Raw genomic sequence first — 23,557 nt, 5'->3', positions numbered from 1 at the left:
AACAACAAATCACGCCAAAATATCGCCTGACCGAGGCGTCCAATGCCAGTTTTTTCAGCATGACCCTGCGGGGCGCCCCATTGCCCCGACCCGGCCCAGAGCCTATTCCTGCGCGTCAGGAATGGCAAAAGAAGGGGTGCCGGGATGGGCAACGCCGCCATCATCGTGGCCGCCGGGCGCGGCTCGCGCGCCGGGGGCGACCTGCCCAAGCAATGGCAGCCCCTGGCCGGGCGCCGGGTGGCCGACTGGACGCTGGACGCGATGCTGCGGGCGGGGCTGTCGCCCATCGTGGTGGTGCTGCATCCCGACGACATGGAGCTGCCCCTGCCAGCGGGCGTGGTGCGGGTGGCGGGCGGCGCCACGCGCGACGCCTCGGTCCGCGCGGGGCTGGCCGCGCTGGACCCGGCGGTGACTGCCAACGTGCTGATCCACGATGTCGCGCGGCCTTGCGTCCCCGCCACCGTCATCGCCGAGGTCGTCGCCGCGCTGGAGGCCGGCGCCGAGGCCGCGGCCCCCGGCCTGCCCGTCACCGACGCCCTGTGGTACGGCGACGCGGGCCATGTGACCGGCACCGCCCCGCGCGACGGCCTGTTCCGCGCTCAGACCCCGCAGGGCTTCCGCCTGCAGCCGCTGCTGGCCGCCCATGCGGCCCATCCGGGCGGCGCGGCGGACGACGTCGAGGTGGCCCGCGCCGCCGGGATCCGGGTTGCCATCACCCCCGGGTCGGAGGACAACCTGAAGATCACCCACCCCGGCGATTTCGCCCGGGCCGAAGCGATACTGAGAGGCACGATGGATATTCGACTGGGCAATGGCTACGACGTGCATGCCTTCACCGAGGGCGACCATGTCTGGCTGTGTGGCGTGAAGATCCCCCACGACGCGGCCCTGCTGGGCCATTCCGACGCCGATGTCGGCATGCATGCGGTGACCGACGCGATCTACGGCGCCCTGGCCGAGGGGGACATCGGTCGCCACTTCCCGCCCAGTGATCCGCAGTGGAAAGGCGCCGCCAGCCATATCTTCCTCGAACACGCGGTGAAACTGGCCGCCGAAAAGGGCTTTGCCATCTCCAACGTCGATTGCACGCTGGTCTGCGAGGCGCCCAAGGTCGGCCCGCATGCCGCGGCGATGCAGGCCCGCATGGCGGAGATCATGGGGCTGGATCCCGCGCGCATCTCGGTCAAGGCGACGACCTCGGAACGGCTGGGGTTCACCGGCCGCAAGGAAGGCATTGCCTCCATCGCCACCGCCTGCCTGATCAAGGCCTGATAGGAGTATCTGATGAAAACCTCTCACCTGATCGCCACCGTCGGCGGCACCGGCCACCTGAAACCGGCCTCTGGCACCTGGGGCAGCGCCGCCGGCCTGGTGCTGGCCTGGGGGCTGCATGCACTCGGCGGGCCGGCCCTGCTGATCGCCGCGCTGGTCTTCGTCTGGTTCGCGGGCCTCTGGTCCGTGAAGGCCGAAACCCTGGGCAAGGCAGACCACGACCCGTCGGAGATCGTGGTGGACGAGGTGGTGGGCATCTGGATCGCCTTCCTGCCCGTCTCGATCGGTGCCGCCCACGTGGGCGCACCGCTGACCGCGCTCTGGCCCGGCTGGGCCGCGGCCTTCCTGGGCTTCCGCCTGTTTGACATCTGGAAACCCTGGCTGGTCGGCCGCGCCGACCGGCGCAACGACGCCCTGGGCGTGATGCTGGACGATGTGATCGCGGGGATCTTCACCGCCATCCTGGTGATCGCGCTGGCCGCCTTCTCTCACCTGGTGCTGATGGCATGAGCCGCGACCTGGCCATTCGTGTCCTGGACGCCTGCCGCGCGGCGGAGCTGAAGCTGGCCACCGCCGAAAGCTGCACCGGCGGAATGATCGCCGCCGCCCTGACCGACATCGCCGGGTCCTCCGACGTGGTCGAGGGCGGAGTCGTCAGCTACTCGGTCGCGGTGAAGCGGAAGATCCTCGGCGTCTCGGCGCAGACGCTCGACGACTTCGGCGTCGTGTCGGAAGAGGTCGCACAGGAGATGGCCGAGGGCGCCTGGTCACACCTGGGCGCCGATCTGGGGGTGGCGACGACGGGCGTCGCGGGCCCCGGCCCCTCGGGCGACGATCCGGAGGGGCGCGTCTGTTTCGCCGTCTCCGGCCCGGTCTACACCCGCACGGAAACGGTGAACTTCGGCGCCATCGGGCGCGACGCCGTGCGCGCGATGGCCACGGCGCATGCGCTGCACATGCTTCTGGACACGGTCGAACAGCTGGCCCGCTGAGGGCCAGCCGCGCCGATCAGCCGTAAAGTTCGGCCGCGCGACGCTCGAATGCGCGCACGATACGCTGCATCGCCTCGTTGAAGACCACGCCGATGATCCCCTGCAGGACCGCGTTCTTGAACTCGAAATCGACGAAGAAATCGACCTCGCATCCGCCGCCCTCGGCGTCTCGGAAGGCCCAGTTCGACTTCATGTAGCGGAAGGGGCCGTCGAGGTATTCGGTGTCGATCTTCATCTGCTCCGGCCAGAGGACGACGCGGCTGCCGAACTTCTCCCGGAAGACCTTGAAGGAGATCACCAGGTCGGCGTCCATCACCTCATGATCGCCCTCGGGCGTCACCTTGCGGATCCGCGCGGCGGCGCACCAGGGCAGGAATTTCGGATAGGATCCCACATCGGCCACCAGATCGTACATCTGTTGGGCGGTATAGGGCAGTTTTCGGGTCTCGGAATGTGTCGGCATATCTTCCCGGCGATTGCGGCACGGTTCGGGTTTTTACTGGTCGTTTCCTGTCTTACACTAGGGCGGGACATTCAAGGGGGAAGACCGTGTCGCGTCCATATGTCATCGACGAATTGATTTCCGCAAAGGCAATTGCCGCGCGCATCGAGGAACTTTGCCGCGAGATTCGCGCGACATTCCCGGCGGATGAGCGGCTGGTGGTGGTGGGGCTGCTGCGCGGCTCCTTCGTGTTCATCGCGGATCTGGTGCGGGAACTTTCCGACCGCGACGTGGAGGTCGATTTCATCGAGGCCTCCTCCTACGGCAACTCCATGGAAAGCTCGCGCGAGGTGCGGATCCTGAAGGACCTGCGCGGCGAGATCGAGGGGCGCAACGTGCTCGTGGTCGAGGATATCGTCGACACGGGCTACACGCTCAGCCACGTCATCCACCTGCTGGAATCGCGCCATCCCAAGCGGCTGAAGACCGTGGCCCTGCTGGACAAGCCGTCGCGCCGCGAGGTGGATTTCAAGGCCGACTGGACCGGGTTCGAGATCCCCGACGAATTCGTCGTGGGCTACGGCATCGACTACGCGCAATGCAATCGCAACCTGCCCTGCATCGGCAAGGTGCGGTTCACGGATTGATCGGGCGGTGAACTACACCTGGCTTCTCCGCGCGGTCCGCTGGGCGCGCAATCCGCCATCGGAAAAGCGCGTCCTGCTGGTGCTGGCCGTGGTCGCGATCTGCCTGGCGATCTGGGGTCTGGAACAGCTCTTCGGCTTCCCCGACTGGCTGGTGCCCGAGCATGTGCGCGGCGGTGGCGCCCTGCGCTGAGGGCAGGGGCGCCACGGCGGCGTATTGCGGGTCACGGGAACGTCAGGCGAAGGGGCTTGCCTGATCCCGCGGCTAGGGTAACCCTTGGCACAGGGCCCGGCGCCCGCCCCCTGACAAGGAAGCCATGCATGCGCAAAGCCCTTACATCCGTCATCGCCCTTGCCGTAGTGGCCGCTGGCGCCGGCTGGTTCCTGACCGCCCCCGATCATGTGGATCCGGAGGATTTCGCCGGGCTGACGGGGGATGCCGGGCGGGGCGAGGCGATTTTCTACGCCGGGGGCTGTGCCGCGTGTCATTCCGCGCCAGGCGCCGAAGGCGAGGACAAGTTGCTGCTGGTCGGTGGCCGCGCCTTCGAGACGCAGTTCGGTACCTTCTACGCGCCCAACATCAGCCCCGACGAGGAGGCTGGCATCGGCGCCTGGACGGAGCTGGAGCTGGCCGATGCGATGATCAAGGGCACCTCGCCCTCGGGACAGCACTACTACCCGGCCTTCCCCTATTCCTCCTACGCGCGGGCGCGGCCCGAGGACGTGGTGGATCTGCATGCCTACCTGCAGACCCTGCCCGCGGCCGATACGCCCAGCCGGGACCATGACGTCGGATTTCCGTTCAACATCCGCCGGGCGCTTGGCGCCTGGAAGCTGCTGTTCTTCCGTGAGGACTACCAGATGGAGGTGGTCGACAGCGACAGCCTGGCGCGCGGGCGCTACCTGGTCGAGGCGCTTGGCCATTGCGCCGAATGCCACACGCCGCGCAATGCCCTTGGCGGGATGGATCGGTCGCGCTGGCTTGGCGGGGCGGAAAACCCCTCGGGTCAGGGCAGCATTCCCAACATCACCTCCGGCGCGCTGGACTGGTCCGAGGCGGATATCGCGGAGTACCTGTCGTCGGGATTCACCCCGGATTTCGACGTGGTGGGCGGAGAAATGGCCGACGTGGTGGCCAATACCAGCCAGTTGACAGCTGACGACAGGCTGGCGATCGCGCGCTACCTGAAGACGGTGCCGGCAGTCGAGTGAGCGGAGGGGGCGCTGCCCCCTCTGGCGCGCGAGGCGCGCCATTCACCCCCGGAGTATTTCCAGCAATCGGATAAGAAGAGTGCGGGCCGGACCCGGCCCGCGTAGACGCCGGGCCGGGAGTCAGCCCAGGCCGAGTTTCTTCAGCCGCGCCTCGCGCAGGCGAGCGAAGTCATCGCCGGCATGGTAGGACGACCGGGTCAGCGGCGTCGCCGAGACCATCAGGAAGCCCTTGTTGTAGGCCGCCTTCTCGTAGGATTTAAACTCGTCCGGGGTGATGAAACGGGCCACCGCATGGTGTTTCGGCGTCGGCTGCAGGTATTGACCGATGGTCATGAAATCCACGTCGGCGGCGCGCATGTCGTCCATCACCTGCAGGACCTGCGGACGTTCCTCGCCCAGGCCGACCATGATGCCCGACTTGGTGAAGATCGTCGGATCCAGCTCCTTCACCCGTTGCAGCAGGCGCAGCGAATGGAAGTAGCGCGCGCCCGGGCGGACCTCCTGGTAGAGGCCGGGCACGGTTTCCAGGTTGTGGTTGAAAACATCCGGTTTCGCCTCGACCACCACTTCCAGCACCTCCGGGGCGCATTTCAGGAAGTCGGGGGTCAGGATCTCGATCGTCGTGCCGGGAGAGCGGTGGCGCACCGCGCGGATGGTCTGGGCGAAGTGATCGGCGCCGCCGTCGTCCAGATCGTCGCGGTCCACCGAGGTGATAACCACGTGATTCAATCCCAGCTTTTCCACCGCATGAGCCACGCGGCCCGGCTCGAAGACGTCGAGGTTTTCCGGGCGGCCGGTGGCGATGTTGCAGAAGGTGCAGCCACGGGTACAGATGTCCCCCATGATCATCATAGTGGCGTGGCCCTGGCTCCAGCATTCGCCGGCATTGGGGCAACCCGCCTCTTCGCAGACGGTGACCAGGCGGTTTTCCCGCATGATCTTCTTCGTCTCCATGTATTCCTTCGAGGTCGGCGCCTTGACGCGGATCCAGTCCGGCTTCTTCGGCTGGGCATTGTCCGGGCGATGCGCCTTCTCGGGATGACGCTGCTCGGGGATCTTGAGATCACGCATGGGTTCTGGCTCCTTCTCCGGGCTGGGAGGTAGCATATCTGAGCGTTGATGAAAGAACCAGACGTGCATGGCTTCGTTGCAGCGCATGCAAGGGGGCCATGCAGTTGCAGAAACCGGCTGCATAGGAAACCCGCAACACGCTGCTCAATCTCGACAATTTCCACAGGGTATTCCGCCGCAGCGCGGAAAGCGCCTTGCACGGCACTTGGAACCATTCTAGGAAATCCGGGAAAACCGAGACCTCCTCATAAAGGATGATGCCATGCAACCCGGATCCAAGCTCCCCAACGTCACCTTCCGCACCCGCGTTCGCGATGAAAGCATCGGCGGCGACAACCCCTTCAAGTGGGAAGACAAGACCACCGCCGACTATTTCGCCGGCAAGCGCGTGATCCTGTTCTCGCTGCCCGGTGCCTTCACCCCCACCTGTTCCACCTACCAGCTGCCCGGCTTCGAGAACAACTTCGAGAAGTTCAAGGCGCTCGGCGTCGAGAACATCTACTGCATGTCGGTCAACGACAGCTTCGTGATGAACCAGTGGAAGAAGGCCCAGGGCATCGAGAACGTCGACGTGATCCCCGATGGGTCGGGTGAATTCACCCGCCGCGTCGGCATGCTGGTCCGCAAGGACAACCTCGGCTTCGGCCTGCGCTCCTGGCGCTATGCCGCCGTCATCAACGACGGTGTGGTCGAAGCCTGGTTCGAAGAGCCCGGCATCTGCGACAACCACGGCGAGGATCCCTACGGCGAATCCTCCCCCGAGAACCTGCTGAAGTACCTGGAAGAGAAGAAAGCCGCGGCCTGATCGGCCTCGCCTCTTTACCGATGCTTTGCCGAAGGGCGCGGGAGACCGCGCCCTTTTGCTTTGCGCCCGGCCCAAGCAGGGCGGCGGGTCAGATCCGGGTGCGGACCTCCCCCGTCAGCCTGGCGCCGACGCCGGACAGGATCTCCGCCAGGGCGCGGAACCAGCCATCGTCGGGGGAGGAGGCGCGGCGCACCAGGGCGATCTGGCGGAAGGGTTCGGGAGCGGAGAAGCGCCGCAGCGCCAGCCCCGCGCCCTCGCGGTCGATCGCCAGCTCCGGCAGCAGCGTCAGGCCGAACCCCGCCGCGACCAGCCGCGAGAGGGTGGCCAGCGACGCCGCGCCGGTGTTGATCTGCGCATGCCCCCTGCCCCGCCCGCAGACCTCCAGCGCCTGGTCGGTCAGGCAATGCCCGTCCTCCAGCAGCATCAGCTGCGCGGCGCCGATGTGATCGGGCCGCAGCCTGTCGTGACGGTCGCCAAGCGCGTCCAGCCGGGGCTGGGTGCCAGCCAGGATGAAGCGATCCTCGAACAGCGGTTGCGCGACCAGGCCCGTCATCTCGTCATAGGGCAGCGCGATCACCGCGGCATCCAGGCGCGCGGCGCGCAGGTCGTCCATCAGCCGAGCCGTCTTCCCCTCCTGGACCTGCACCGAAAGCCCGATGTCCTCGGCGCGGATCGCGGCCAGCGCGGAGGGCAGCAGATAGGGCGCGATGGTGGAGATCAGGCCGAGGCGCAGCTCCCCCGCCAGCCCGCCGTTCCAGCGCGCCAGGTCGTGCAGCACCTGAACCTCCGCCATGATACGATCCGCCTGGGACAGGACCATGCGGCCGAACGGCGTCAGCTCGATCTCCCGCGCGCGGCGTTCGACCAGCTGGGCGCCCAGGCTCTGCTCCATCTCCCGGATCTGGACCGACAGGGCGGGTTGCGACACATGGACGGCCTCGGCGGCCCGGCCGAAGTTGCGGTGGAGGGCGAGAGACTTGAAATAGGTAAGTTGGCGCAGGGTGACGTTCATAAGACGGACTTAACGAAAGAGCGTTGTCGCCGCCAGTTTTCATTATGTCGTGGACGGCCCAGCCGGCCTGCGAGTCGTTCGCGCTTTGACCGGACGGCCTGTGGCGCTATCCCCGGAGTAGAAGAAGACACGACGGGGAGACCGGCGATGGATTGGGCCCAGCACCGACGCGAGGCACACCAATTGGGAAGATCGCAGGAGTTCCTGCGCCAGATCGTCTACGGCGGCAACGACGGAATCGTCACCACCTTTGCCATCGTCGCCGGGTTTGCCGGGGCCCAGGCCGAGGGTGTGGCGCAGATCGGCGGGCTGGCCGTGCTGATCTTCGGTCTGGCCAATCTCTTTGCCGATGGCGTGTCCATGGGGTTGGGGGAATTCCTCTCGGGCCGCGCCCAGCACGATCTTTACCGCGCGCGCCGCGAGATGGAGCTGCGCGAGATCGCCGAGAACCCCCAGCAGGAGCGCGCGGAGCTGGAGGTGATCCTGTGCCAACGGGGGCTGAACCCGGTGGAGGCCCATGCGGCCGCCGAGATCATGATCAACCATCCGCCGATCATGGCCGATCTGATGATGACCTATGAATTCGGCATGCACGACCCGGCGGAGGAGAACCCGGCGATCAACGGCCTATTCACCTTCTGCAGCTTCATCCTTTTCGGGGCGGCGCCGCTGGTGCCCTATTTCCTCTATCCTGCGACCACGGGCACCTTCATCGGCTCGATCTGCACCTCGCTCGCGGCGCTCATGGCCCTTGGCCTGCTGCGGTGGAGCGCGACGGGAGAGCGGCTTCTGCGGTCGCTGACGGAGACGCTGGCGGTCGGAACGACCTGCGCGGTGGTGGCCTATGTGGTGGGCCTGCTCGTCGGGTAACGCTGCGGCCGCGGACCGGCGCGGTCGGGCGCCACAGGACAATGGTGTGGGAGATTTGTTTCTTTGGGCGGGACAAAGAAAGACCGAGCCACGATCATCTCGCAGCCCGGTGTTAAGCTAAGTTAAGAAAGCGCAAGGTTCGGCACCGCGCCCCCTCAGGTGGGGTCAGCCGATCAGCCGGCTTTCCCGGGGCTGGGCACCATAGTGCCGGTTCAGCCGATCCAGCGCGATCCGCAGGACGATCTTGCCTGAGCGCGCGGACCACCCCATTTTGCGCTCCGCCGTCTCCAGCCCCTCCAGGTGACAGCAGCAGCGCAGGGCCACGTCGGCCAGGCCCGGCCCGAGATCCTGCAAGGCCTGCGCGACGCGGGCACGGGCGGCCTCCGGTCCCCGGGAGGGGCCTCTGCCTCCCTGCGCGCTCGCCGTGCCGGCGGTCAGGAACCGGTCCCAGTCCTGGGTCACACTTGGTCCCATCTGGGCCAGCTCGAAATCCTCGCGCAGCCGCTCGTCCGCACGCACCAGTTCCGGGCGCAGGAAGGGGGTTCCGTCACGGTTCCGGCGCCGGGCCAGTGCGGCCAACGGGCTGTCGCTGACACAGAGGCGACCGCGCGGCCGGTCGATCTCCTCCGCAGCCTGCGCGGCCGAGCGCATTTCGAAGGGGGCGACCCCTTCGGCGAACCCACGCGCCGTATTTTCCTCTTTGGCAATCAAGGCATTGAGGGTCGACCGACCGGAGGAGGTGATGGCGTAGCGAGAGATTCGCCCGGGGCTCTTGCAGGTGATCCAGTCCTTCAGGGCCATGGCCTCCGCCAGCTCGCGCGGGATCACGTCCAGTCGTTCCGGCGTGCCGTCGATGCGGTCGCGAACGACCACCGCCTTCTGCATGTCCTGGGCCACCGCCAGGACGGTGCCATTGCGCGCCAGTTGACGCAGAACGGGAAACGCCTCGCGGCGCAGGGTGGGTTCGGTGATCGAGGTCTGGACATCGTCCTGGGCGGCAGCGGTCATCATGGAACGTCCCTTTGTCTGACCCGGCAAGGCCCCGCCCCCCGGCCCGCCGAGACGGGCCAGCGCGCAATCGACAAGGGGGTCGTCGCGCAGGGTTTCGAGGCGCCGGATCTGGCGCAGAATGGTGGAGGGCGCACAGCCCGCCTCCCGCGCCAGTTGGCGGATGGGAACGCCGCGTTCTGTATGGACAAGGTAGTGCCGCGCCGCATCCGGCAGCCATCGGGGCAGCCGGCCGGGCGCCGATCCTTCACAGGGCTGGTTCGAGCTCATGTCGGTCTCGTAGGCAGTCGGTGCGTCTGGGGGCATGGCCCACTTATCCACAGGTAACGGCGTTAAGGTTTAATAGAGGTTAATGGTTAACCACTTCCGCAATCATTGTTTCTAAAGGATAAACTATTCTTGCCAGACCGTTCGCGGGGCGGCGGGACCGCGCAACACCCGCCGAAGCTGTGCCACTCTCGGGCATCGCAATGGATGACCACGAGGACCGACATGCAGGATATCCACGCCATGCTTTCCCAGCTTCGCCGCCCGCCGCTTCTGGTGCGCGCGGCCCGCATCGCGGCAGACGACTACAGGCGCGAGGCACATCTGCCTGCCCTGCTGGGACAAGCCGTACCCGCACGCCACGGGGCGGCGGCACTGGCCTTGATGGAGCATGAAACCGAGATCGACCGGCTACGCCGTGATCGCGCCGCGACCTATTCGTCACTACGGCATGTTCGGATCCTGTCGGCCCTGATCGGCGAGGCGCGCCTGCTCGAAACCCGCGGTCAGGGCTAGAACGAAAAAAGGGCCGCCCAACGGAACGGCCCCTGCGCGGATCCGCGCCACTCGTGCCCGGGATCAGGCAAAGGCGTCGGGCATCTCGGCCTTGCGCCGTGCGACGAAGGCGGCCAGCGCCTCGGCAATCTCGGGCTCCATGCTCGGCTGCTGGTAATCGACAAGCAGCTTGCGCACCCGTTCCGAGGCCAGCATCTGGCTGTCGCGCGCGCCCTCTTCCGACCAGGTCTCGAAGGGTTTGTTGTCGAGGACCTCCGAGCGCCAGAACGCGGTCTGGAAATGCCGCTGCGTATGGCCACAGCCGAGGTAGTGGCCCCCCGGGCCGACCTCGCGGATCGCGTCCATCGCCTGAGCTTCCTCGTCATGCGAAACCCCGGCCCCCAGCCGGTGCAGCACGCCCAGCTGGTCGGCATCGAGCACGAATTTCTCGAAGGACGCCACCAGCCCGCCTTCCAGCCAGCCGCAGGCGTGCAGCATGAAGTTCACGCCCCCCATCAGGGCCGCGTTCAGCGTGTTGGCCGTCTCATAGGCCGCCTGCGCATCGGGAAGTTTCGAGCCACAGAGCGCCCCGCCCGACCGGAACGGCAGCCCGAGGCGCCGCGCCAGCTGGCCCGCGCCGTAGAGGATCTGGCTGGCCTCCGGCGTGCCAAAGGTGGGCGCGCCCGAGTTCATGTCGATCGAGGTGACGAAGGCCCCCATGATGACCGGCGCGCCGGGACGCACCAGCTGCGAATAGGCCACGCCCGCCAGCGTTTCCGCCAGCACCTGGGTCAGCGTGCCCACCACTGAGACCGGCGCCATGGCGCCGCCGACGATGAAGGGCGAGATGATGCAGGCCTGCATATTGGAGGCGTAGACCTCCAGCGCGCCCATCATCACGTCGTCGAAGGTCAGCGGCGAGTTGATGTTGATCAGCGAGGTCATCACCGGCTGGCTGGTCGCGACCTCCTCGCTGAAGAGGATCTTGCACATGTCGACGCTGTCCTGGGCCCGGCTGGGATCAGTGACCGAGCCCATGAAGGGCTTGTCCGACAGGGTCATGTGGGCATGCAACATGTCCAGGTGTCGTTTGTTCACCGGGATATCGGTCGGTTCGCAGACGGTGCCGCCCGAATGGTGCAGCCACTTGGACATGTAGCCCAGTTTCACGAAATCACGGAAATCCTGCATCGTGGCATAGCGGCGCCCGCCGTCGAGGTCGCGCACGAAGGGCGGGCCGTAGACCGGCGCGACGACGAGGCCTTTGCCACCGATCTCGACCGAGCGTTCGGGGTTGCGGGCCAGCTGGGTGAAACTGCCAGGGGCGGTGGCACAGAGCTTGCGCGCCAGGCCACGGGGGATATGCACCCGCTCGCCCTGCACGTCGGCGCCGGCCTCGCGCCAGCGGTCCAAGGCGACCGGGTTGTTGACGAAGTTGACGCCGATCTCCTCCAGCACCGTCTCGGCGTTGGCTTCGATGATCTCCAGCGCCTCCTGCGACAGCATCTCCATCACCGGGATGCCGCGCTGGATCACCGGCGCGCAATCCATGCTGACCGCCGTGCGGGCCGCCCGTCTGGCCGCCCCGCCGCCGCCGCGGCCCCGTCTGCGCGTGGATGCTTCGGTCATTGCGCCGTTCCTCTTTCCCGGTATCCCCATTTTTGTAGCCCTCTGCCCGCGCCGGGCGCCCGCTGCAAGCGGCATCGGCGGGGCAAAAACGACATAACCGGCGCGGAATGCGGGGGCCGCCGACGGGGCACGGCGCCTCTTGCCCTCGGGCGAGGGGCAGGTAAACCTCCGCCGAAGCAACAGGCGACCAAGAGGACAGAGGCGATGATCAGCGGAGACAGGGCAAGGGCCGGCGCATGGGCGGCGCTGATCGTGGCGGGGCTGTTCTACCTCTACGAGTTCGTGGCCCGCATCAGCCCCAGCCTGGCACCCGTCCAGATCGCGACGCATTTCGGCCTGGGCAGCGGCAGGTTTTCAACCCTGTCGAGCCTGTTCTTCTGGATCTATGCGCCGATGCAGATCGTGGTCGGCCTGGCGCTGGACCGTTTCGGCGCCCGGCGCCTGGTGCTGCCGGCCATCGCCTGTTGCGCGGGCGGCATGGCTCTCTTTGCGGCAGGCGACTCGGCCGTGCTGGCCGGTGCGGGGCGTCTGTTGACCGGCTTCGGCGCCTCCTTCGCCTTCGTCGGTGCCCTCTACGTCGTGAACCACCGGTTTCCGCCTGCTCGCTTTGCCCTGCTGTCGGGGGTGGTGAACGCCCTGGGCATGCTGGGCACCGCCATCGGTGCGGTCTGGCTGAGCGAGCTGGTCGCCGTCGCCGGCTGGCGCCCCGTCTTCACCTGGACGGCCATGGCGGGCGGGGTCCTGTTTCTGCTGGCTCTGGTCGCGCTTCACGACGGCGGCGACGCGCCTGAGCGGACACCCGGCGCCCATCCCCTCGCCCCGCTGAAGCCGCTGCTCCGCGATCACCGGATCTGGCTCGTCGCCCTGACCGGGGCGCTGTTCTACATGCCGATCAACGTCTACGGCGGCCTCTGGGGCAAGGCGGAGATCCAGGCCGACCGCGGGCTGGCCGATGCCGCAGCGGAACTGGCGGTCTCGATGATCTTCTGGGGCATGGCCGCGGGCAGCATCGCCGCGGGCTGGCTGTCGGACCTGCTGGGGCACCGCAAGTGGCTGCTCAGCGGAGCCATCGTGCTGACCGCGCTGTTCTACGGCCTGGCGCTGTTCCTGCCCGGCCTGCCCCTGGGGCCGCTGGCGGTGCTGCTGTTCCTGGCGGGGCTGACCAACGGGGCGCAGATGCTGACCTTCGCCATGGCCAAGGAAGGGCATCCGCAGGAGGTGTCGGGCACGCTGATCGCCGTGGTCAACATGGTGGGCATCGGCGGTGCGCTGGTGTTCCAGCCCCTGCTGGGCTGGCTGATCGACCTCGCGGGCGGCGCCTTCGGCCCGGCGATGCTGGTCATCCCCGGCGCGGTTCTGGCCGCCGGCCTGCTGTCCCTTACGATCACCGAGGAACGCCACCCCGACCACGCCGCCTGAGCGGGGCATCGCCGGGGCGCCGGACGGTCAGTGCCGCACGACCAGCACGTCGGTCGGTGGGTCGCGCAGGATCTGTTCGGTGAAGCCGCCCAGAAGCGTCGGGGACAGCGGGCCCCGCCCATGGGCGCCGATGGCCAGCAGGTCGGGCTTTTCGCTGTGCATCAGCCGCGACAGCATCTCGTAGCGGCCATGGGGCTGGGGTTCGGGCCGGGCGACGGCCTGGGGCAGATCGGTTTCCTCCCACCAGCTGTCCAGCGCGTCGCGCGCCTCCTCCAGGAAGGGGTGAAGCATTTCGGGCGTGCCCGACCGGGCCACCAGCCCGCGATAGGGCACATGGACGGCGTGGAAGGCGTGCATGGTCGCCTCGGGGGCCAGTTCGGCGGCCAGGTGCAGCGCGGCGGCGCTGGCGGGTGACATGTCGACCCCCGACAGCACCCGGGCATAGGGCGCCACCGGCGCGTTGCGCACCAGCAGGGCCGGCACGCGGCTGGCGCGCACGATCCGTTCCATCGTGGTGCCGTAGAACAGGTCCCAGACCGCGCGCGGCCTGTGCACCCCCAGCACCAGCAGGTCCGCCTGCACGTCCTTCATCGTCGTCAGGATATGCGGCATCGGATCGGCGATCTCGACCCGCAGCTCGGCGGGCTGATCGGGCGCGATGGCGTCGCAGAGCATCCGCAGCTCCTCCTCCGCCAGTTCGCGCGACCGTGCGGCCATGCCCGGCGGCAGATCCTCGTCCACCACGGTCAGCACCGTCAGTTTCGCGCCCTGTTCGGCGGCCAGCCGGTAGGCGCGGCGCAGCGCCCGTTCGGACCGCATGGACAGGTCGGTGGCAATCAGGATGGACCGGCGCATCTTTCTCCTCCTCGGGGTCTGGATCGGGTTCTACGGGCCCAGACTAACCGCTCCGCCCCGCGGCTCAAACGCCTTTCGCCGGGCTTTGTCGCCGCAGGGGCACCGCGCATGCGCGCTTAGGCTTGCCAGAGCGCGCGACCCGCTCTATGGCACGGCCATGAGCCAGACATCCCATGACCGCCTCCTCATCATCGACTTCGGATCCCAGGTGACGCAGCTCATCGCGCGTCGCCTGCGCGAGCTGAAGGTCTATTGCGAAATCCACCCTTATCAGAACGTCACCGCCGAGACGCTGCGCGAGTTCGCGCCCAAGGCCGTGATCTTCTCCGGCGGGCCCGACAGCGTCGTGCGCGAAGGGTCCCCGCGCCCCCCGAAGGAGGTCTATGACCTCGGTGTGCCGATCCTCGGCATCTGCTATGGCCAGCAGGTCATGATGCAGGACCTGGGCGGCATGGTCGAAGCCGGCGAAAGCCACACGGCCGAGTTCGGTCGCGCCTACGTCCAGCCCACGGAAGAGCGGATCGACCTGCTGAACGGCTGGTTCCTGGAAGGCTCGGGCCGCGAGCAGGTCTGGATGAGCCACGGCGACCACGTCAGCAAGCTGGCCCCGGGCTTCAAGGTCTACGGCACCTCCCCCGGTGCGCCCTTCGCCATCACCGCCGACCTCGAGCGCCGCTTCTACGCGGTGCAGTTCCACCCGGAGGTGCATCACACCCCGAACGGCGCGACCCTTTACGAGAACTTCGTCAAGGACGCGGGATTCTCCGGCGACTGGACCATGGCGGCCTACCGCGAGGAAATGATCGCCGCGATCCGCGAGCAGGTCGGCGACGCCCATGTGATCTGCGGTCTGTCCGGCGGCGTTGACAGCTCGGTCACCGCGATCCTGCTGCACGAGGCCATCGGCGAACAGCTGACCTGCGTCTTCGTCGACCACGGTCTGCTGCGGCTGAACGAGGCCGAGGAAGTGGTCACGATGTTCCGCGACCACTACAACATCAACCTGATCCACGCCGATGAAAGCGACCTCTTCCTGGGCGAGCTGGAAGGCGTCAGCGATCCGGAGGTGAAGCGCAAGACCATCGGCCGCCTCTTCATCGATGTCTTCCAGAAGTACGCGGGTGAGATCGAGAACGCGACCTTCCTGGCGCAGGGCACCCTTTACCCGGACGTGATCGAGTCGGTCAGCTTCTCCGGCGGACCCTCGGTGACGATCAAGTCGCACCACAACGTCGGCGGCCTGCCCGAGAAGATGGGCCTGAAGCTGGTCGAACCGCTGCGCGAGCTGTTCAAGGACGAGGTGCGCGCCCTTGGCACCGAACTGGGCCTGCCGGCGTCCTTCATCGGCCGTCACCCCTTCCCCGGGCCCGGCCTGGCCATCCGCTGCCCCGGCGAGATCACCCGCGACAAGCTGGAGATCCTCCGCAAGGCCGACGCGGTCTACATCGACCAGATCCGCAAGCACGGTCTCTACGACGAGATCTGGCAGGCCTTCGCCGCCATCCTGCCGATGCGCACCGTGGGCGTGATGGGCGACGGTCGCACCTACGACTACGCCCTGGCCCTGCGGGCCGTGACGAGCGTGGACGGGATGACCGCCGACTACTATCCCTTCAGCCATGACTTCCTGGGCGAGACCTCGACCCGGATCATCAACGAGGTGCGCGGCGTGAACCGCGTCTTCTACGATTGCACTTCGAAACCCCCGGGGACGATCGAGCTGGAATGACGTGATCCGGGAAACCGGAACGCAAAAGGCGCCACGGGAAACCGCGGCGCCTTTTGTCATGTCAGCTCTGGGCGCGTGGCCGGTCAGCGCGTCGACGCCATATCCGCGCCCTTGCGCAGGTTGCGCAGCTTCTTCCAGGTCACCTCGGGGTCGATCTTGCCGTAGCCCGCGAAGGTGCCGAAGCCGCAGTCGGTGCTGGCGATCACCCGGTCTTCGCCCACGATGTCGATGAAGCGCTGAAGGCGCTGCGCCACCAGTTCGGGACGCTCGACGTAGTTGGAACAGGTGTCGATGACGCCCGGCGCCAGGATCTTGTCCTCTGGGATCGCCGCATCGCGCCACACCACCCATTCGTGTTCATGGCAGGGGTTCGCGCCTTCGAAGAGGATCGTCGACGGGCGCGCAGACAGCACCACGTCGATCACCTTTTCCAGCGGGATGTCGTGGTCATGCGGGCCTTCGTAGTTGCCCCAGCACAGGTGCATCCGCATCCGGTCGGCGGGCAGGCCCTCGGTCGCGGCATTCAGGGCCTCGACGTTCATCGCGGCGACTTTCACGAACTCGTCCTGGTCCATGTCCTGGTAGCCGGTATGCGACGACATGGCGAGGTCGGGGCAGTCGAACTGGATGTCCAGCCCCGCATCGAGGATCGCCTCGTATTCGGGACGCATCGCGTCGGCCAGCGCGGCCAGGTAGGATTCGTGGTCGGGGTAGTACTTGTTCACCTGGAAGGCGGTGATCAGGCCCGGCGAGGCGGCGTTCATGAAGGCGCGGGTGCCCTGCCCCTCGGCCTCCAGCGCGGTCTTGAACCGGCGGATGTCATCCAGAGCGGGCTGCAGATTGACCAGCTTGATCTCGCCCACGCAGGAGGCACGGGTGAATTCCTGGCTGCCCATGATCGCGCTGAGCTTCTTGGCCAGGTTCGGATGCGCGGCGAGGTCCTTGGCGGGCTTGCGGTCGATATGGCCGCCGAAGCCCGACAGGCGTTCCTGCATGTAGGTGGAATAGCCCACCTTGCCCAACTCGCCGTCCGACACGATGGAAACGCCGGCCTCGCGCTGGTGGCGCACCGCCTCCTCGATGGCGGCCTGTACGGTGGCCTCAAACTCGGCCTCGTCATAGGCCTCGCCCTTGTCCTTGGCGATCAGAAGCGCCGACAGGGCGTCGCCGCGCGGCAGGCTGCCGACATGGGTGGTCTCGATGGTCATGGTCTGTCCAGTCCTCTCCCTGATTTTGTCGGCAACAGACCACCAAGGGTCGGAAAAGACAACCGGATGAGGAGGGCAACCCGGGTGGAACCGCGCTGGATGGGCAAAATGCAGACGCCCCGCGTGGTGGCGCGGGGCGTCGCAGGTTGGGCTCGTCCATCGGGGGGCGTGAGGTCAGAACCGCATCCCGGCGGTCAGCAGCACGCCCGCCTTGTCGTTCTCGTCGTACTGCCCTTCGATGCGCAGCGCCCAGGGGCGATCCGCGCCGGCCAGCTCGACCCCCAGGGTCAGTTGCGCGACCGAGCTGTCCGCGCCGGTGGAGAATCGGGTGGTGCCGTCGCCCAGGGTCATCGTCACATCCTCGCCGTCGGTGAACAGCACGTCGGCGCCGATGAAGGGGGTGATCGCCGTGCCATCCCGCAAGGCACGGGTCAGCCGCGCCTCGGCGGAGAGATAGCCGGTGGTCAGGTCGCGATCCCCGAAAGCCGCGCCGCCCAGGCCCGAGACGCGGAAGGCGTCGATTCTCTGGCGTTCGATGCCGGCGCGGGCGGTGAAGGCCAGCCCCCCTGCCGTCGGCGCCGTGGAGAGCGATCCCGCCAGGCCGAAGCTGCGGGTATCGGCCGAACCGTCACCGCTGGCCGTGGCCGCGCTGTCGAGATCCAGCGTGCCGAAGCCCAGGTAGGCCATCCCGGCCAGCGTGGTGCCGCCCGGCAGCGCCGCCGCCGAGGTCAGGCCCAGCAGGACCGCATCGCTGGTCAGGTCATGCCCGTCGGAGACCGTGGTGGCCGCGCGCCCATAGGACAGGAACAGGCCCACCCCGTCGAAATCGTGCCCCAGGGTCAGGCGACCCGATCCGTCCCCGTCAAAGACGGCGGCAGAGCCGGAGACCCACCAGGCCGGCGCGCCCAGGGGGCCCTCGGCGAAGGCCAAGGAACCCGCGCTGCCGGCGTCCTCGCCTATTGGCAGCAAGACGGATTTGCCCAGCGACAGGGTCTGGCCCGCCGCGACGCTGTCCATGCCCGCGAAGGCCTCGGGATCGGCCACCGCCAGCGTCTGGTTGCCGTAGACCGCCTGAGGCGCCTCCGACAGGTCGATCACCTCCGGATCGCTGACGAAACGGACGGCGCCGGCCTGCGCGGACGCGCGGGCGATCAGTGTATCCGTCCCCTCGCCCAGATCCACCACGCCCCGGATATCCATCGAATAGACATCCAGCGTATCGTGCCCCGCGCCCAGTTGCAGCGCCGTGCCGGAATGGCCGATGATCGTGCCGTGGTTCACCACCACCTGCGACTGCGTGTTCGTCGGATCGTGGCCGCCCAGTTCGACGTTGATGCCGATCTTGCCTTCGATCAGCCCGTGGTTGGTGATGGTGGAGACCGCCACCTCGGAGGCGTCGAAGTCGATGCCGTCCTCGCCCCCTTCTGAGATGATGCGACCGTAGTTCGTCACCTCGCCGCTGTCGATGTCGATGCCGTCCTGCGGCCCGGTGACCAGCAGGTCGCCGTAGTTGAAGATGGTCGCGTTTTCACCGGCGTTGATCGCATCGTCCAGCGTCTCGATGCTGCCGCGGTTGGTGATGACCGCGTTGTCCTCGGCCTCGATCCCCTCGGTCAGCGACAGGATCGTGCCTTCGTTGACGACCGTTGCATCGTCCTCGACGGCGATGCCCTTGTCGGCGCTGTCGATCAGCCCGTAGTTCCGAACCGTCACCTCGTCCTCGGCCTGGATGCCCTCGTCACCGGCCAGGATCGTGCCGTAGTTGGTAATCGACCCGCCGGTGCCTTCGAAATGGATCCCGTCGCCGTCGATCCCCTCGATCAGCGCGCCTTCGTGGTTGATGATGATGGTGGCATTGGGATCGCCATCGTCCTCGCCGCTGGTGTCGATGGCGTGGTCCGCGCCCGTGACCGTGCCGTAGTTGTGGATGGTGGCGTCAGCCCCGGTCTGGATGCCCTCGTCGGCGCCCGAAATCTCGCCGTAGTTGGTCACCGCGCCCTCCGCGCCGTCGATGCGCAGGCCGTCGCTGTCCAGCGCGGTGATCGTGCCACCCTCATGGTTGATGACGGTGGTGCGGGCGCCGGTATCGATGCCGCGATCCGTGCCGGTGATGGCGCCGTAGTTGTGGACGGTGCTGTCGTCACCGACCTGCACCCCCTCGTCGGTGCCGGTGATCATCCCGTTGTTGGTGATCAGCGCATCATCATCGAAGTTGATGGCGTCCTCGCCCACCATCTCGCCATCGTCTTCGTACCAGGCGGTCGAGGTGATGGTGCCGTTGTTGGTCAGCGTGGCGCGCTTGTCGGCCTTTATCGCCGGATCCTCGGCCGAGGTGATGCTGCCGTGGTTGGTCAGGGTCAGATCATCATCCACCTCGAAAGCCCGGTCGCCGTCGCCACTGATCTGGGCGCCGGGGTCGACCGTGATGGTCACGCCGTCCAGGTCGTCGTCGGTGAACCCGCTGCCCGTCCCCGTGCAGAGGACCAGATCATCGTCGGACGGCGACGAAGGCGTGCAGGCCGAGGCGACCGGCGCCGGTCGGGCCTGCCCGGCGAGCGGCATGGCAGCCAGGAGGGCAATGAGGGAGACGTGCGAAAGGGCGCGGGGCATAAGGGCTCCTGTGGTCCGGCAAGGCATCTCCGGTGGCACTGCCGCATCAAGGTAACAGGGGCGTGACGGCGCCATGACAATTGCCCGGCCCCGGCTTGACCGCCCGCCAGAAGTGCCAGCCCGCGCAAAGCTCTTGCCGCCCCCGCCCCGCTTTGAGAAAAGGAGGAAAGGGACCCGGGAAGACGATGGCCAAACGCGACACGATCCTTCATCGCTGCGAGACGGCGGGCCTGCGCATGACCGAGCAGCGCCGGGTGATCTCGGACGTGCTGGACGGCGCGCGGGACCATCCTGATGTCGAGGAGCTGCATGCCCGCGCCGCCGCCCGCGACCCGCGGATTTCGCTGGCCACGGTCTATCGCACGGTGAAGCTGCTGGAAGAGGCCGGGATCCTGGAAAAGGTCGATTTCGGCGACGGGCGTGCGCGGTACGAGGATGCGGAACGCGAACACCACGATCATCTGATCGACGTGACCACCGGCCAGGTGATCGAGTTCGTCGACCCGGAGATCGAGGCCCTTCAGGAGAAGATCGCGGCGAAGCTGGGCTATCGCCTGCAGGGCCACCGGCTGGAACTCTACGGCGTGCCCGTCCCCCGCAAGCCTGCCAAGGGCTGAGCCACGCGTCCGCCCATGCCGGGCCGTCGTCCCGAGGCCCGTAACCCTCACAACGCTTGCCGCCCTGCCGGCGCGGTGTTAGCGGGCAGCGTCGTCATTACGGAATACCCAGATGCAGAACGTCAGGGGCATCGCCCTCGTCATCCTCGCCATGCTCTTCTTCACCTTCGAGGACGGGTTCAACAAGTACCTGACCGGCGACCTGCCGCCCGGTCAGGTCATGGTCCTGCTGGGCGTGGGCGGCGTGGTGCTCTTCGGAAGCATCTGCCTGGTGCGGGGCTATCCGATCTTCGGCGCCGAAAGCCGCCGTGCGACGGTGATCTTCCGCACCATCTCCGAAGGCTTTGCCACGCTTTTCTTCATCACCTCTCTGGCGCTGGTTCCGATCGCGACGGTGGCCGCCGTCTTCCAGGCGATGCCACTGGCCATCACACTGGGCGCGGCTCTGTTCCTTGGCGAACAGGTGGGGTGGCGGCGCTGGTCGGCGGTGGCTGTCGGGTTCCTGGGTGTGCTGATCGTGATCCGCCCCGGCATGGCGGGTTTCCAGGTGGAGGCGCTGCTGGTGCTGGGCGCTGTCGTCGCCGTGGCCGCGCGGGATCTGCTGTCGCGCCGCATGCCGCCCGCCCTGCCCTCCACCGTTGCGGCCTTCCTGGCCTTCGGCGCCCTGATGCCGGCGGGCGGGATCCTGATGCTGATCCTCGGCGACAGCTGGGTGGCGATGGACGGGCTGAAAGCCCTGCTGATGCTGCTGTCCTTCCTGTCGATGGCCGCCGGATATTACTTCATGTTGCTGGCCACGCGGATCGGGGATGCCTCGGCGATCACGCCCTTCCGCTACACGCGCCTTCTGTTCACCCTGATCATGGGCGCGCTGATCTTTTCGGAAATCCCGGACGCGCTGACCTACCTCGGCTCCGCGCTGATCCTGGCCTCTGGCATCTATACCTTCCTGCGCGAACGCCGGCTGGCCCGGAGCAACCTGGCCCAGGCCCGCGCGACGCCGCTGCCCTGACGGCTGCGCGGACCCGGTCGAGCGCTCCGCCGACGCCCCCGAGTGGGCGCGGCGGGGCGCCATTCGGGCAAAGATCGCCCTGTTTGCGCTATTCTTTCGGCGCTCGCCTTTCCAAGAGCGCGTGGGCGGCTTACAACCCCGACAAAGGCCCCTGGACAGAGGATATTTCCAGATGAGCACCATTATCGACATCCACGCCCGCGAGATCCTGGACAGCCGTGGCAACCCCACGGTCGAGGTCGACGTGATCCTCGAAGACGGCACCATGGGCCGCGCCGCCGTGCCCTCGGGCGCCTCTACGGGCGTCCACGAAGCGGTCGAGCGCCGCGATGGCGACAAGGCCCGCTACATGGGCAAGGGCGTGCTGGAGGCCGTGGCGGCCGTCAACGGCGAGATCGCAGAGGCCATCGTCGGCTTCGACGCACTGGACCAGGTCGGTCTGGACATGGCGATGATCGAGCTCGACGGGACCGAGAACAAGGGCCGCCTGGGCGCCAACGCCATCCTGGGCGTGTCGCTGGCCGTGGCCAAGGCCGCTGCCGATTTCACCGGCCAGCCGCTCTATCGCTACGTCGGCGGCACCTCGGCCCGTGTGCTGCCGGTGCCGATGATGAACATCATCAACGGCGGCGAACATGCCGACAACCCGATCGACATCCAGGAATTCATGATCATGCCCGTGGCCGCGGAGAACATCCGCGAGGCCGTGCGCATGGGCTCGGAAGTCTTCCACACCCTGAAGAAAGAGCTCTCGGCCGCCGGCATGTCCACGGGCCTGGGCGACGAAGGCGGCTTCGCCCCCGAGCTGGGTTCGACCACCGAAGCGCTCGATTTCATCCTGAAATCCATCGAGAAGGCCGGTTACACCCCGGGCAAGGACATCTACCTGGCCCTCGACTGTGCCTCGACCGAGTACTTCAAGGACGGCAAGTACGAGATGAAGGGCGAAGGCAAGTCGCTGACCTCGGCCGAGAACGTTGAGTACCTGAAGGGCCTCTGCGACGCCTATCCGATCATCTCGATCGAGGACGGCATGGCCGAAGATGATTGGGAGGGCTGGAAGCTGCTGACCGACGCCATCGGCGAGAAGGTGCAGCTGGTCGGTGACGACCTCTTCGTCACCAACCCCGAGCGTCTGGCCATGGGCATCGAGCAGGGCGTGGCCAACTCGATGCTGGTGAAGGTGAACCAGATCGGCTCGCTGACCGAGACGCTGAAGGCCGTCGATATGGCGCACCGCGCCCGCTACACCAACGTGATGTCGCACCGCTCGGGCGAGACCGAGGATGCCACGATCGCGGATCTCGCCGTCGCGACCAACTGCGGTCAGATCAAGACCGGCTCGCTGGCCCGTTCTGACCGGCTGGCGAAATACAACCAGCTGATCCGCATCGAGGAAATGCTGGGCGAGACCGCCGAATACGCGGGCACCTCGATCCTGAAGTAAGGGCCCTGCCCTGACGATGCGCGCGCGTCCCGGCCCCTGGCTGCGGACGCGCGTTGCGTTTGAGGGGCCGCGCTCGGACGGGGCGAGGCCCATGGGCAGGATCGACAAACTTTTGGCTTCCGCGTCGCGCCCCGGGGCGCAGCCCTGCGGAGACCGGGACCGGGCTAACCAAACCGGCCTTGCGTCTCCCGGCTGGGCCCGAATAGCCCGGCCACCCCGTGCCCATCAACGGCACGCTGCGAAAGCCTGCCCTGCGTTCGCGGAACGACATGGGCCGCGCAACGAAAAAGGGCCCGGAGGATCTCTCCGGGCCCCGTGACCCCTGAGGGGCCTCAAGCTGTCTCAGTCAGGCCTCAGTTCCAGAAGCCTTCGTCGACGCCTTCCATCTGCTCCAGCTCTTCCTCGGTCTGGGAAACGACCACGGCATAGCTCTGGTCATCGACCGGAACCAGGCGCACGTCGTTCAGCTCCAGCATCACGTGCTTGTCCGCGATGTCGAGGAAGCCGCCGATCTCGGCAACCACGCCGATCATCTTGCCGGAGCTGTCCAGAACCACATCTTCGATCTCGCCGATGTCGTTCCAGCCGTCTTCAACCATGTCGAATTCGGTGTCGGCGGACCATTCCTGCGGGTCGCCGGTGGTGTAGATGTCGCCACCGGTGATGTCGCGGGTGCGGATCAGCTCCGCGTCAGCGATCTTCCGGGTGTCGGACATGGACTCGTTCATCTCCGAGCCTTCCGTCTGCATCGCGGTTTCGCCCTGGTTCATGGTCTCGGTTTCGGACATCGCGTCGCCGTGATTGTCGGCAAAGGCAGCGCCACCGATCAGGGTGAAAGCAGCAGTCGTGGCCATCAGGATGTTGCGGGTCATGAAGTGTCCTCCTTAACTTGTCTTCAGTGAGGCAACACCGCACTCTCCGCAGAGGTTCCAAAATTTTCT

23 protein-coding genes are annotated in these 23,557 nt (G+C 67.1%); 14 read left to right on the top strand and 9 right to left on the bottom strand.

Annotation, left to right across the window (positions count from 1 at the left end; translation table 11 throughout):
* The first annotated feature begins 144 nt into the window (after positions 1-144).
* The 3 genes from CVM50_RS12355 to CVM50_RS12345 are packed head-to-tail and all read left to right on the top strand — an operon-like array spanning position 145 to position 2,264.
* A complete protein-coding gene (locus CVM50_RS12355) occupies positions 145-1,272 on the top strand; it encodes a bifunctional 2-C-methyl-D-erythritol 4-phosphate cytidylyltransferase/2-C-methyl-D-erythritol 2,4-cyclodiphosphate synthase (protein ID WP_085886726.1) in 1,128 nt (375 codons plus the stop codon).
* Positions 1,273-1,284: 12 nt separating this feature from the next.
* Positions 1,285-1,782, top strand: a complete 498-nt coding sequence (locus CVM50_RS12350; RefSeq protein ID WP_085886725.1) for a phosphatidylglycerophosphatase A family protein — start codon at positions 1,285-1,287, stop codon at positions 1,780-1,782.
* Complete coding sequence (locus tag CVM50_RS12345; protein WP_085886724.1) at positions 1,779-2,264, top strand: CinA family protein; 486 nt, start codon at positions 1,779-1,781, stop codon at positions 2,262-2,264. The genes CVM50_RS12350 and CVM50_RS12345 overlap by 4 nt, the downstream gene beginning before the upstream one ends.
* 16 nt (positions 2,265-2,280) lie before the next feature.
* Here the strand turns inward: CVM50_RS12345 and CVM50_RS12340 are convergent, their stop codons facing one another.
* Positions 2,281-2,727, bottom strand: a complete 447-nt coding sequence (locus CVM50_RS12340; RefSeq protein WP_085886723.1) for a type II toxin-antitoxin system RatA family toxin — start codon at positions 2,725-2,727, stop codon at positions 2,281-2,283.
* Between the two features lie 86 nt (positions 2,728-2,813).
* Between CVM50_RS12340 and hpt the strand changes: the two genes are divergently transcribed.
* The 3 genes from hpt (at position 2,814) to CVM50_RS12325 (ending at position 4,562) form a co-directional block, all read left to right on the top strand.
* A complete protein-coding gene (hpt, locus tag CVM50_RS12335) occupies positions 2,814-3,353 on the top strand; it encodes a hypoxanthine phosphoribosyltransferase (protein WP_085886722.1) in 540 nt (179 codons plus the stop codon).
* A 7-nt stretch (positions 3,354-3,360) separates the two neighbouring features.
* A complete protein-coding gene (locus tag CVM50_RS12330) occupies positions 3,361-3,543 on the top strand; it encodes a hypothetical protein (protein WP_085886721.1) in 183 nt (60 codons plus the stop codon).
* Positions 3,544-3,671: 128 nt separating this feature from the next.
* On the top strand, positions 3,672-4,562 hold the full coding sequence (locus tag CVM50_RS12325) for a c-type cytochrome (protein ID WP_085886720.1): 891 nt from the start codon (positions 3,672-3,674) through the stop codon (positions 4,560-4,562).
* Positions 4,563-4,682: 120 nt separating this feature from the next.
* Here CVM50_RS12325 and lipA read toward each other — a convergent pair whose 3' ends face one another.
* Positions 4,683-5,633 carry a lipoyl synthase gene (gene lipA, locus CVM50_RS12320; protein WP_085886719.1) on the bottom strand — a complete coding sequence of 317 codons (951 nt, stop codon included), beginning with the start codon at positions 5,631-5,633 and terminating at the stop codon, positions 4,683-4,685.
* 262 nt (positions 5,634-5,895) lie between these two features.
* Here lipA and CVM50_RS12315 point away from each other — a divergent pair, with 262 nt between their 5' ends.
* On the top strand, positions 5,896-6,438 hold the full coding sequence (locus tag CVM50_RS12315; RefSeq protein ID WP_085886718.1) for a peroxiredoxin: 543 nt from the start codon (positions 5,896-5,898) through the stop codon (positions 6,436-6,438).
* An 88-nt stretch (positions 6,439-6,526) separates the two neighbouring features.
* On the opposite strand, the gene CVM50_RS12310 is transcribed toward CVM50_RS12315, so the two are convergent.
* Positions 6,527-7,450, bottom strand: a complete 924-nt coding sequence (locus CVM50_RS12310; protein ID WP_085886717.1) for a hydrogen peroxide-inducible genes activator — start codon at positions 7,448-7,450, stop codon at positions 6,527-6,529.
* Between the two features lie 147 nt (positions 7,451-7,597).
* On the opposite strand from CVM50_RS12310, the gene CVM50_RS12305 reads away from it, so the two are divergent.
* Positions 7,598-8,320 (top strand): VIT1/CCC1 transporter family protein, encoded by a 723-nt coding sequence (locus CVM50_RS12305; protein ID WP_085886716.1) that lies wholly within the window; start codon positions 7,598-7,600, stop codon positions 8,318-8,320.
* 165 nt (positions 8,321-8,485) lie between these two features.
* Here CVM50_RS12305 and CVM50_RS12300 read toward each other — a convergent pair whose 3' ends face one another.
* Entirely contained in the window at positions 8,486-9,598 is a 1,113-nt protein-coding gene (locus CVM50_RS12300; protein WP_085886715.1) for a DUF6456 domain-containing protein, read from the bottom strand.
* A 204-nt stretch (positions 9,599-9,802) separates the two neighbouring features.
* Here CVM50_RS12300 and CVM50_RS12295 point away from each other — a divergent pair, with 204 nt between their 5' ends.
* Positions 9,803-10,111 (top strand): DUF6477 family protein, encoded by a 309-nt coding sequence (locus CVM50_RS12295; RefSeq protein ID WP_306372302.1) that lies wholly within the window; start codon positions 9,803-9,805, stop codon positions 10,109-10,111.
* A gap of 63 nt (positions 10,112-10,174) precedes the next feature.
* Here CVM50_RS12295 and CVM50_RS12290 read toward each other — a convergent pair whose 3' ends face one another.
* The gene (locus CVM50_RS12290) at positions 10,175-11,719 is read right to left on the bottom strand and encodes a trimethylamine methyltransferase family protein (RefSeq protein ID WP_085886713.1); all 1,545 of its coding nucleotides are present in this window, start codon (positions 11,717-11,719) and stop codon (positions 10,175-10,177) included.
* A 204-nt stretch (positions 11,720-11,923) separates the two neighbouring features.
* Here CVM50_RS12290 and CVM50_RS12285 point away from each other — a divergent pair, with 204 nt between their 5' ends.
* A complete protein-coding gene (locus CVM50_RS12285) occupies positions 11,924-13,138 on the top strand; it encodes an MFS transporter (RefSeq protein WP_085886712.1) in 1,215 nt (404 codons plus the stop codon).
* A 27-nt stretch (positions 13,139-13,165) separates the two neighbouring features.
* Here CVM50_RS12285 and CVM50_RS12280 read toward each other — a convergent pair whose 3' ends face one another.
* Positions 13,166-13,993, bottom strand: a complete 828-nt coding sequence (locus tag CVM50_RS12280) for a universal stress protein (protein WP_085886711.1) — start codon at positions 13,991-13,993, stop codon at positions 13,166-13,168.
* A gap of 157 nt (positions 13,994-14,150) precedes the next feature.
* On the opposite strand from CVM50_RS12280, the gene guaA reads away from it, so the two are divergent.
* A complete protein-coding gene (gene guaA / locus CVM50_RS12275; protein ID WP_085886710.1) occupies positions 14,151-15,722 on the top strand; it encodes a glutamine-hydrolyzing GMP synthase in 1,572 nt (523 codons plus the stop codon).
* An 83-nt stretch (positions 15,723-15,805) separates the two neighbouring features.
* Here guaA and CVM50_RS12270 read toward each other — a convergent pair whose 3' ends face one another.
* Positions 15,806-16,930, bottom strand: a complete 1,125-nt coding sequence (locus tag CVM50_RS12270; protein WP_085886709.1) for a cobalamin-independent methionine synthase II family protein — start codon at positions 16,928-16,930, stop codon at positions 15,806-15,808.
* A 174-nt stretch (positions 16,931-17,104) separates the two neighbouring features.
* Entirely contained in the window at positions 17,105-19,540 is a 2,436-nt protein-coding gene (locus CVM50_RS12265) for an autotransporter outer membrane beta-barrel domain-containing protein (protein ID WP_085886708.1), read from the bottom strand.
* A gap of 185 nt (positions 19,541-19,725) precedes the next feature.
* Between CVM50_RS12265 and CVM50_RS12260 the strand changes: the two genes are divergently transcribed.
* The 3 genes from CVM50_RS12260 (at position 19,726) to eno (ending at position 22,616) form a co-directional block, all read left to right on the top strand.
* Positions 19,726-20,157 carry a Fur family transcriptional regulator gene (locus CVM50_RS12260; RefSeq protein WP_085886707.1) on the top strand — a complete coding sequence of 144 codons (432 nt, stop codon included), beginning with the start codon at positions 19,726-19,728 and terminating at the stop codon, positions 20,155-20,157.
* A gap of 112 nt (positions 20,158-20,269) precedes the next feature.
* The gene (locus tag CVM50_RS12255; RefSeq protein WP_085886706.1) at positions 20,270-21,169 is read left to right on the top strand and encodes a DMT family transporter; all 900 of its coding nucleotides are present in this window, start codon (positions 20,270-20,272) and stop codon (positions 21,167-21,169) included.
* Between the two features lie 172 nt (positions 21,170-21,341).
* Positions 21,342-22,616, top strand: coding sequence for a phosphopyruvate hydratase (gene eno, locus CVM50_RS12250; protein WP_085886705.1), 1,275 nt, complete (start codon positions 21,342-21,344; stop codon positions 22,614-22,616).
* A gap of 353 nt (positions 22,617-22,969) precedes the next feature.
* Here the strand turns inward: eno and CVM50_RS12245 are convergent, their stop codons facing one another.
* Positions 22,970-23,488 carry a PRC-barrel domain-containing protein gene (locus CVM50_RS12245; RefSeq protein WP_085886704.1) on the bottom strand — a complete coding sequence of 173 codons (519 nt, stop codon included), beginning with the start codon at positions 23,486-23,488 and terminating at the stop codon, positions 22,970-22,972.
* Positions 23,489-23,557: the final 69 nt, after the last annotated feature.

The sequence above is a fragment of the Pseudooceanicola marinus genome (assembly GCF_002786295.1).
GTDB lineage: Bacteria > Pseudomonadota > Alphaproteobacteria > Rhodobacterales > Rhodobacteraceae > Pseudooceanicola > Pseudooceanicola marinus.
The sequence above is the reverse complement of the archived record's forward strand: the minus strand, read 5'-3'. Positions and strand labels throughout refer to the sequence as shown.

What these genes read in the sequence shown, in the direction of transcription:
- CVM50_RS12345 (WP_085886724.1), top strand. Translation starts at nt 1,779, where the DNA reads ATGAGCCGCGACCTGGCCATTCGTGTCCTGGACGCCTGCCGCGCGGCG.
- CVM50_RS12280 (WP_085886711.1), bottom strand. Translation starts at nt 13,993, where the DNA reads ATGCGCCGGTCCATCCTGATTGCCACCGACCTGTCCATGCGGTCCGAA.
- CVM50_RS12300 (WP_085886715.1), bottom strand. Translation starts at nt 9,598, where the DNA reads ATGAGCTCGAACCAGCCCTGTGAAGGATCGGCGCCCGGCCGGCTGCCC.
- CVM50_RS12270 (WP_085886709.1), bottom strand. Translation starts at nt 16,930, where the DNA reads ATGACCATCGAGACCACCCATGTCGGCAGCCTGCCGCGCGGCGACGCC.
- CVM50_RS12255 (WP_085886706.1), top strand. Translation starts at nt 20,270, where the DNA reads ATGCAGAACGTCAGGGGCATCGCCCTCGTCATCCTCGCCATGCTCTTC.
- eno (WP_085886705.1), top strand. Translation starts at nt 21,342, where the DNA reads ATGAGCACCATTATCGACATCCACGCCCGCGAGATCCTGGACAGCCGT.
- lipA (WP_085886719.1), bottom strand. Translation starts at nt 5,633, where the DNA reads ATGCGTGATCTCAAGATCCCCGAGCAGCGTCATCCCGAGAAGGCGCAT.
- guaA (WP_085886710.1), top strand. Translation starts at nt 14,151, where the DNA reads ATGAGCCAGACATCCCATGACCGCCTCCTCATCATCGACTTCGGATCC.
- CVM50_RS12340 (WP_085886723.1), bottom strand. Translation starts at nt 2,727, where the DNA reads ATGCCGACACATTCCGAGACCCGAAAACTGCCCTATACCGCCCAACAG.
- CVM50_RS12285 (WP_085886712.1), top strand. Translation starts at nt 11,924, where the DNA reads ATGATCAGCGGAGACAGGGCAAGGGCCGGCGCATGGGCGGCGCTGATC.
- CVM50_RS12295 (WP_306372302.1), top strand. Translation starts at nt 9,803, where the DNA reads ATGACCACGAGGACCGACATGCAGGATATCCACGCCATGCTTTCCCAG.
- CVM50_RS12265 (WP_085886708.1), bottom strand. Translation starts at nt 19,540, where the DNA reads ATGCCCCGCGCCCTTTCGCACGTCTCCCTCATTGCCCTCCTGGCTGCC.
- CVM50_RS12315 (WP_085886718.1), top strand. Translation starts at nt 5,896, where the DNA reads ATGCAACCCGGATCCAAGCTCCCCAACGTCACCTTCCGCACCCGCGTT.
- CVM50_RS12355 (WP_085886726.1), top strand. Translation starts at nt 145, where the DNA reads ATGGGCAACGCCGCCATCATCGTGGCCGCCGGGCGCGGCTCGCGCGCC.
- CVM50_RS12245 (WP_085886704.1), bottom strand. Translation starts at nt 23,488, where the DNA reads ATGACCCGCAACATCCTGATGGCCACGACTGCTGCTTTCACCCTGATC.
- CVM50_RS12290 (WP_085886713.1), bottom strand. Translation starts at nt 11,719, where the DNA reads ATGACCGAAGCATCCACGCGCAGACGGGGCCGCGGCGGCGGCGGGGCG.
- CVM50_RS12260 (WP_085886707.1), top strand. Translation starts at nt 19,726, where the DNA reads ATGGCCAAACGCGACACGATCCTTCATCGCTGCGAGACGGCGGGCCTG.
- CVM50_RS12305 (WP_085886716.1), top strand. Translation starts at nt 7,598, where the DNA reads ATGGATTGGGCCCAGCACCGACGCGAGGCACACCAATTGGGAAGATCG.
- CVM50_RS12325 (WP_085886720.1), top strand. Translation starts at nt 3,672, where the DNA reads ATGCGCAAAGCCCTTACATCCGTCATCGCCCTTGCCGTAGTGGCCGCT.
- CVM50_RS12310 (WP_085886717.1), bottom strand. Translation starts at nt 7,450, where the DNA reads ATGAACGTCACCCTGCGCCAACTTACCTATTTCAAGTCTCTCGCCCTC.
- CVM50_RS12350 (WP_085886725.1), top strand. Translation starts at nt 1,285, where the DNA reads ATGAAAACCTCTCACCTGATCGCCACCGTCGGCGGCACCGGCCACCTG.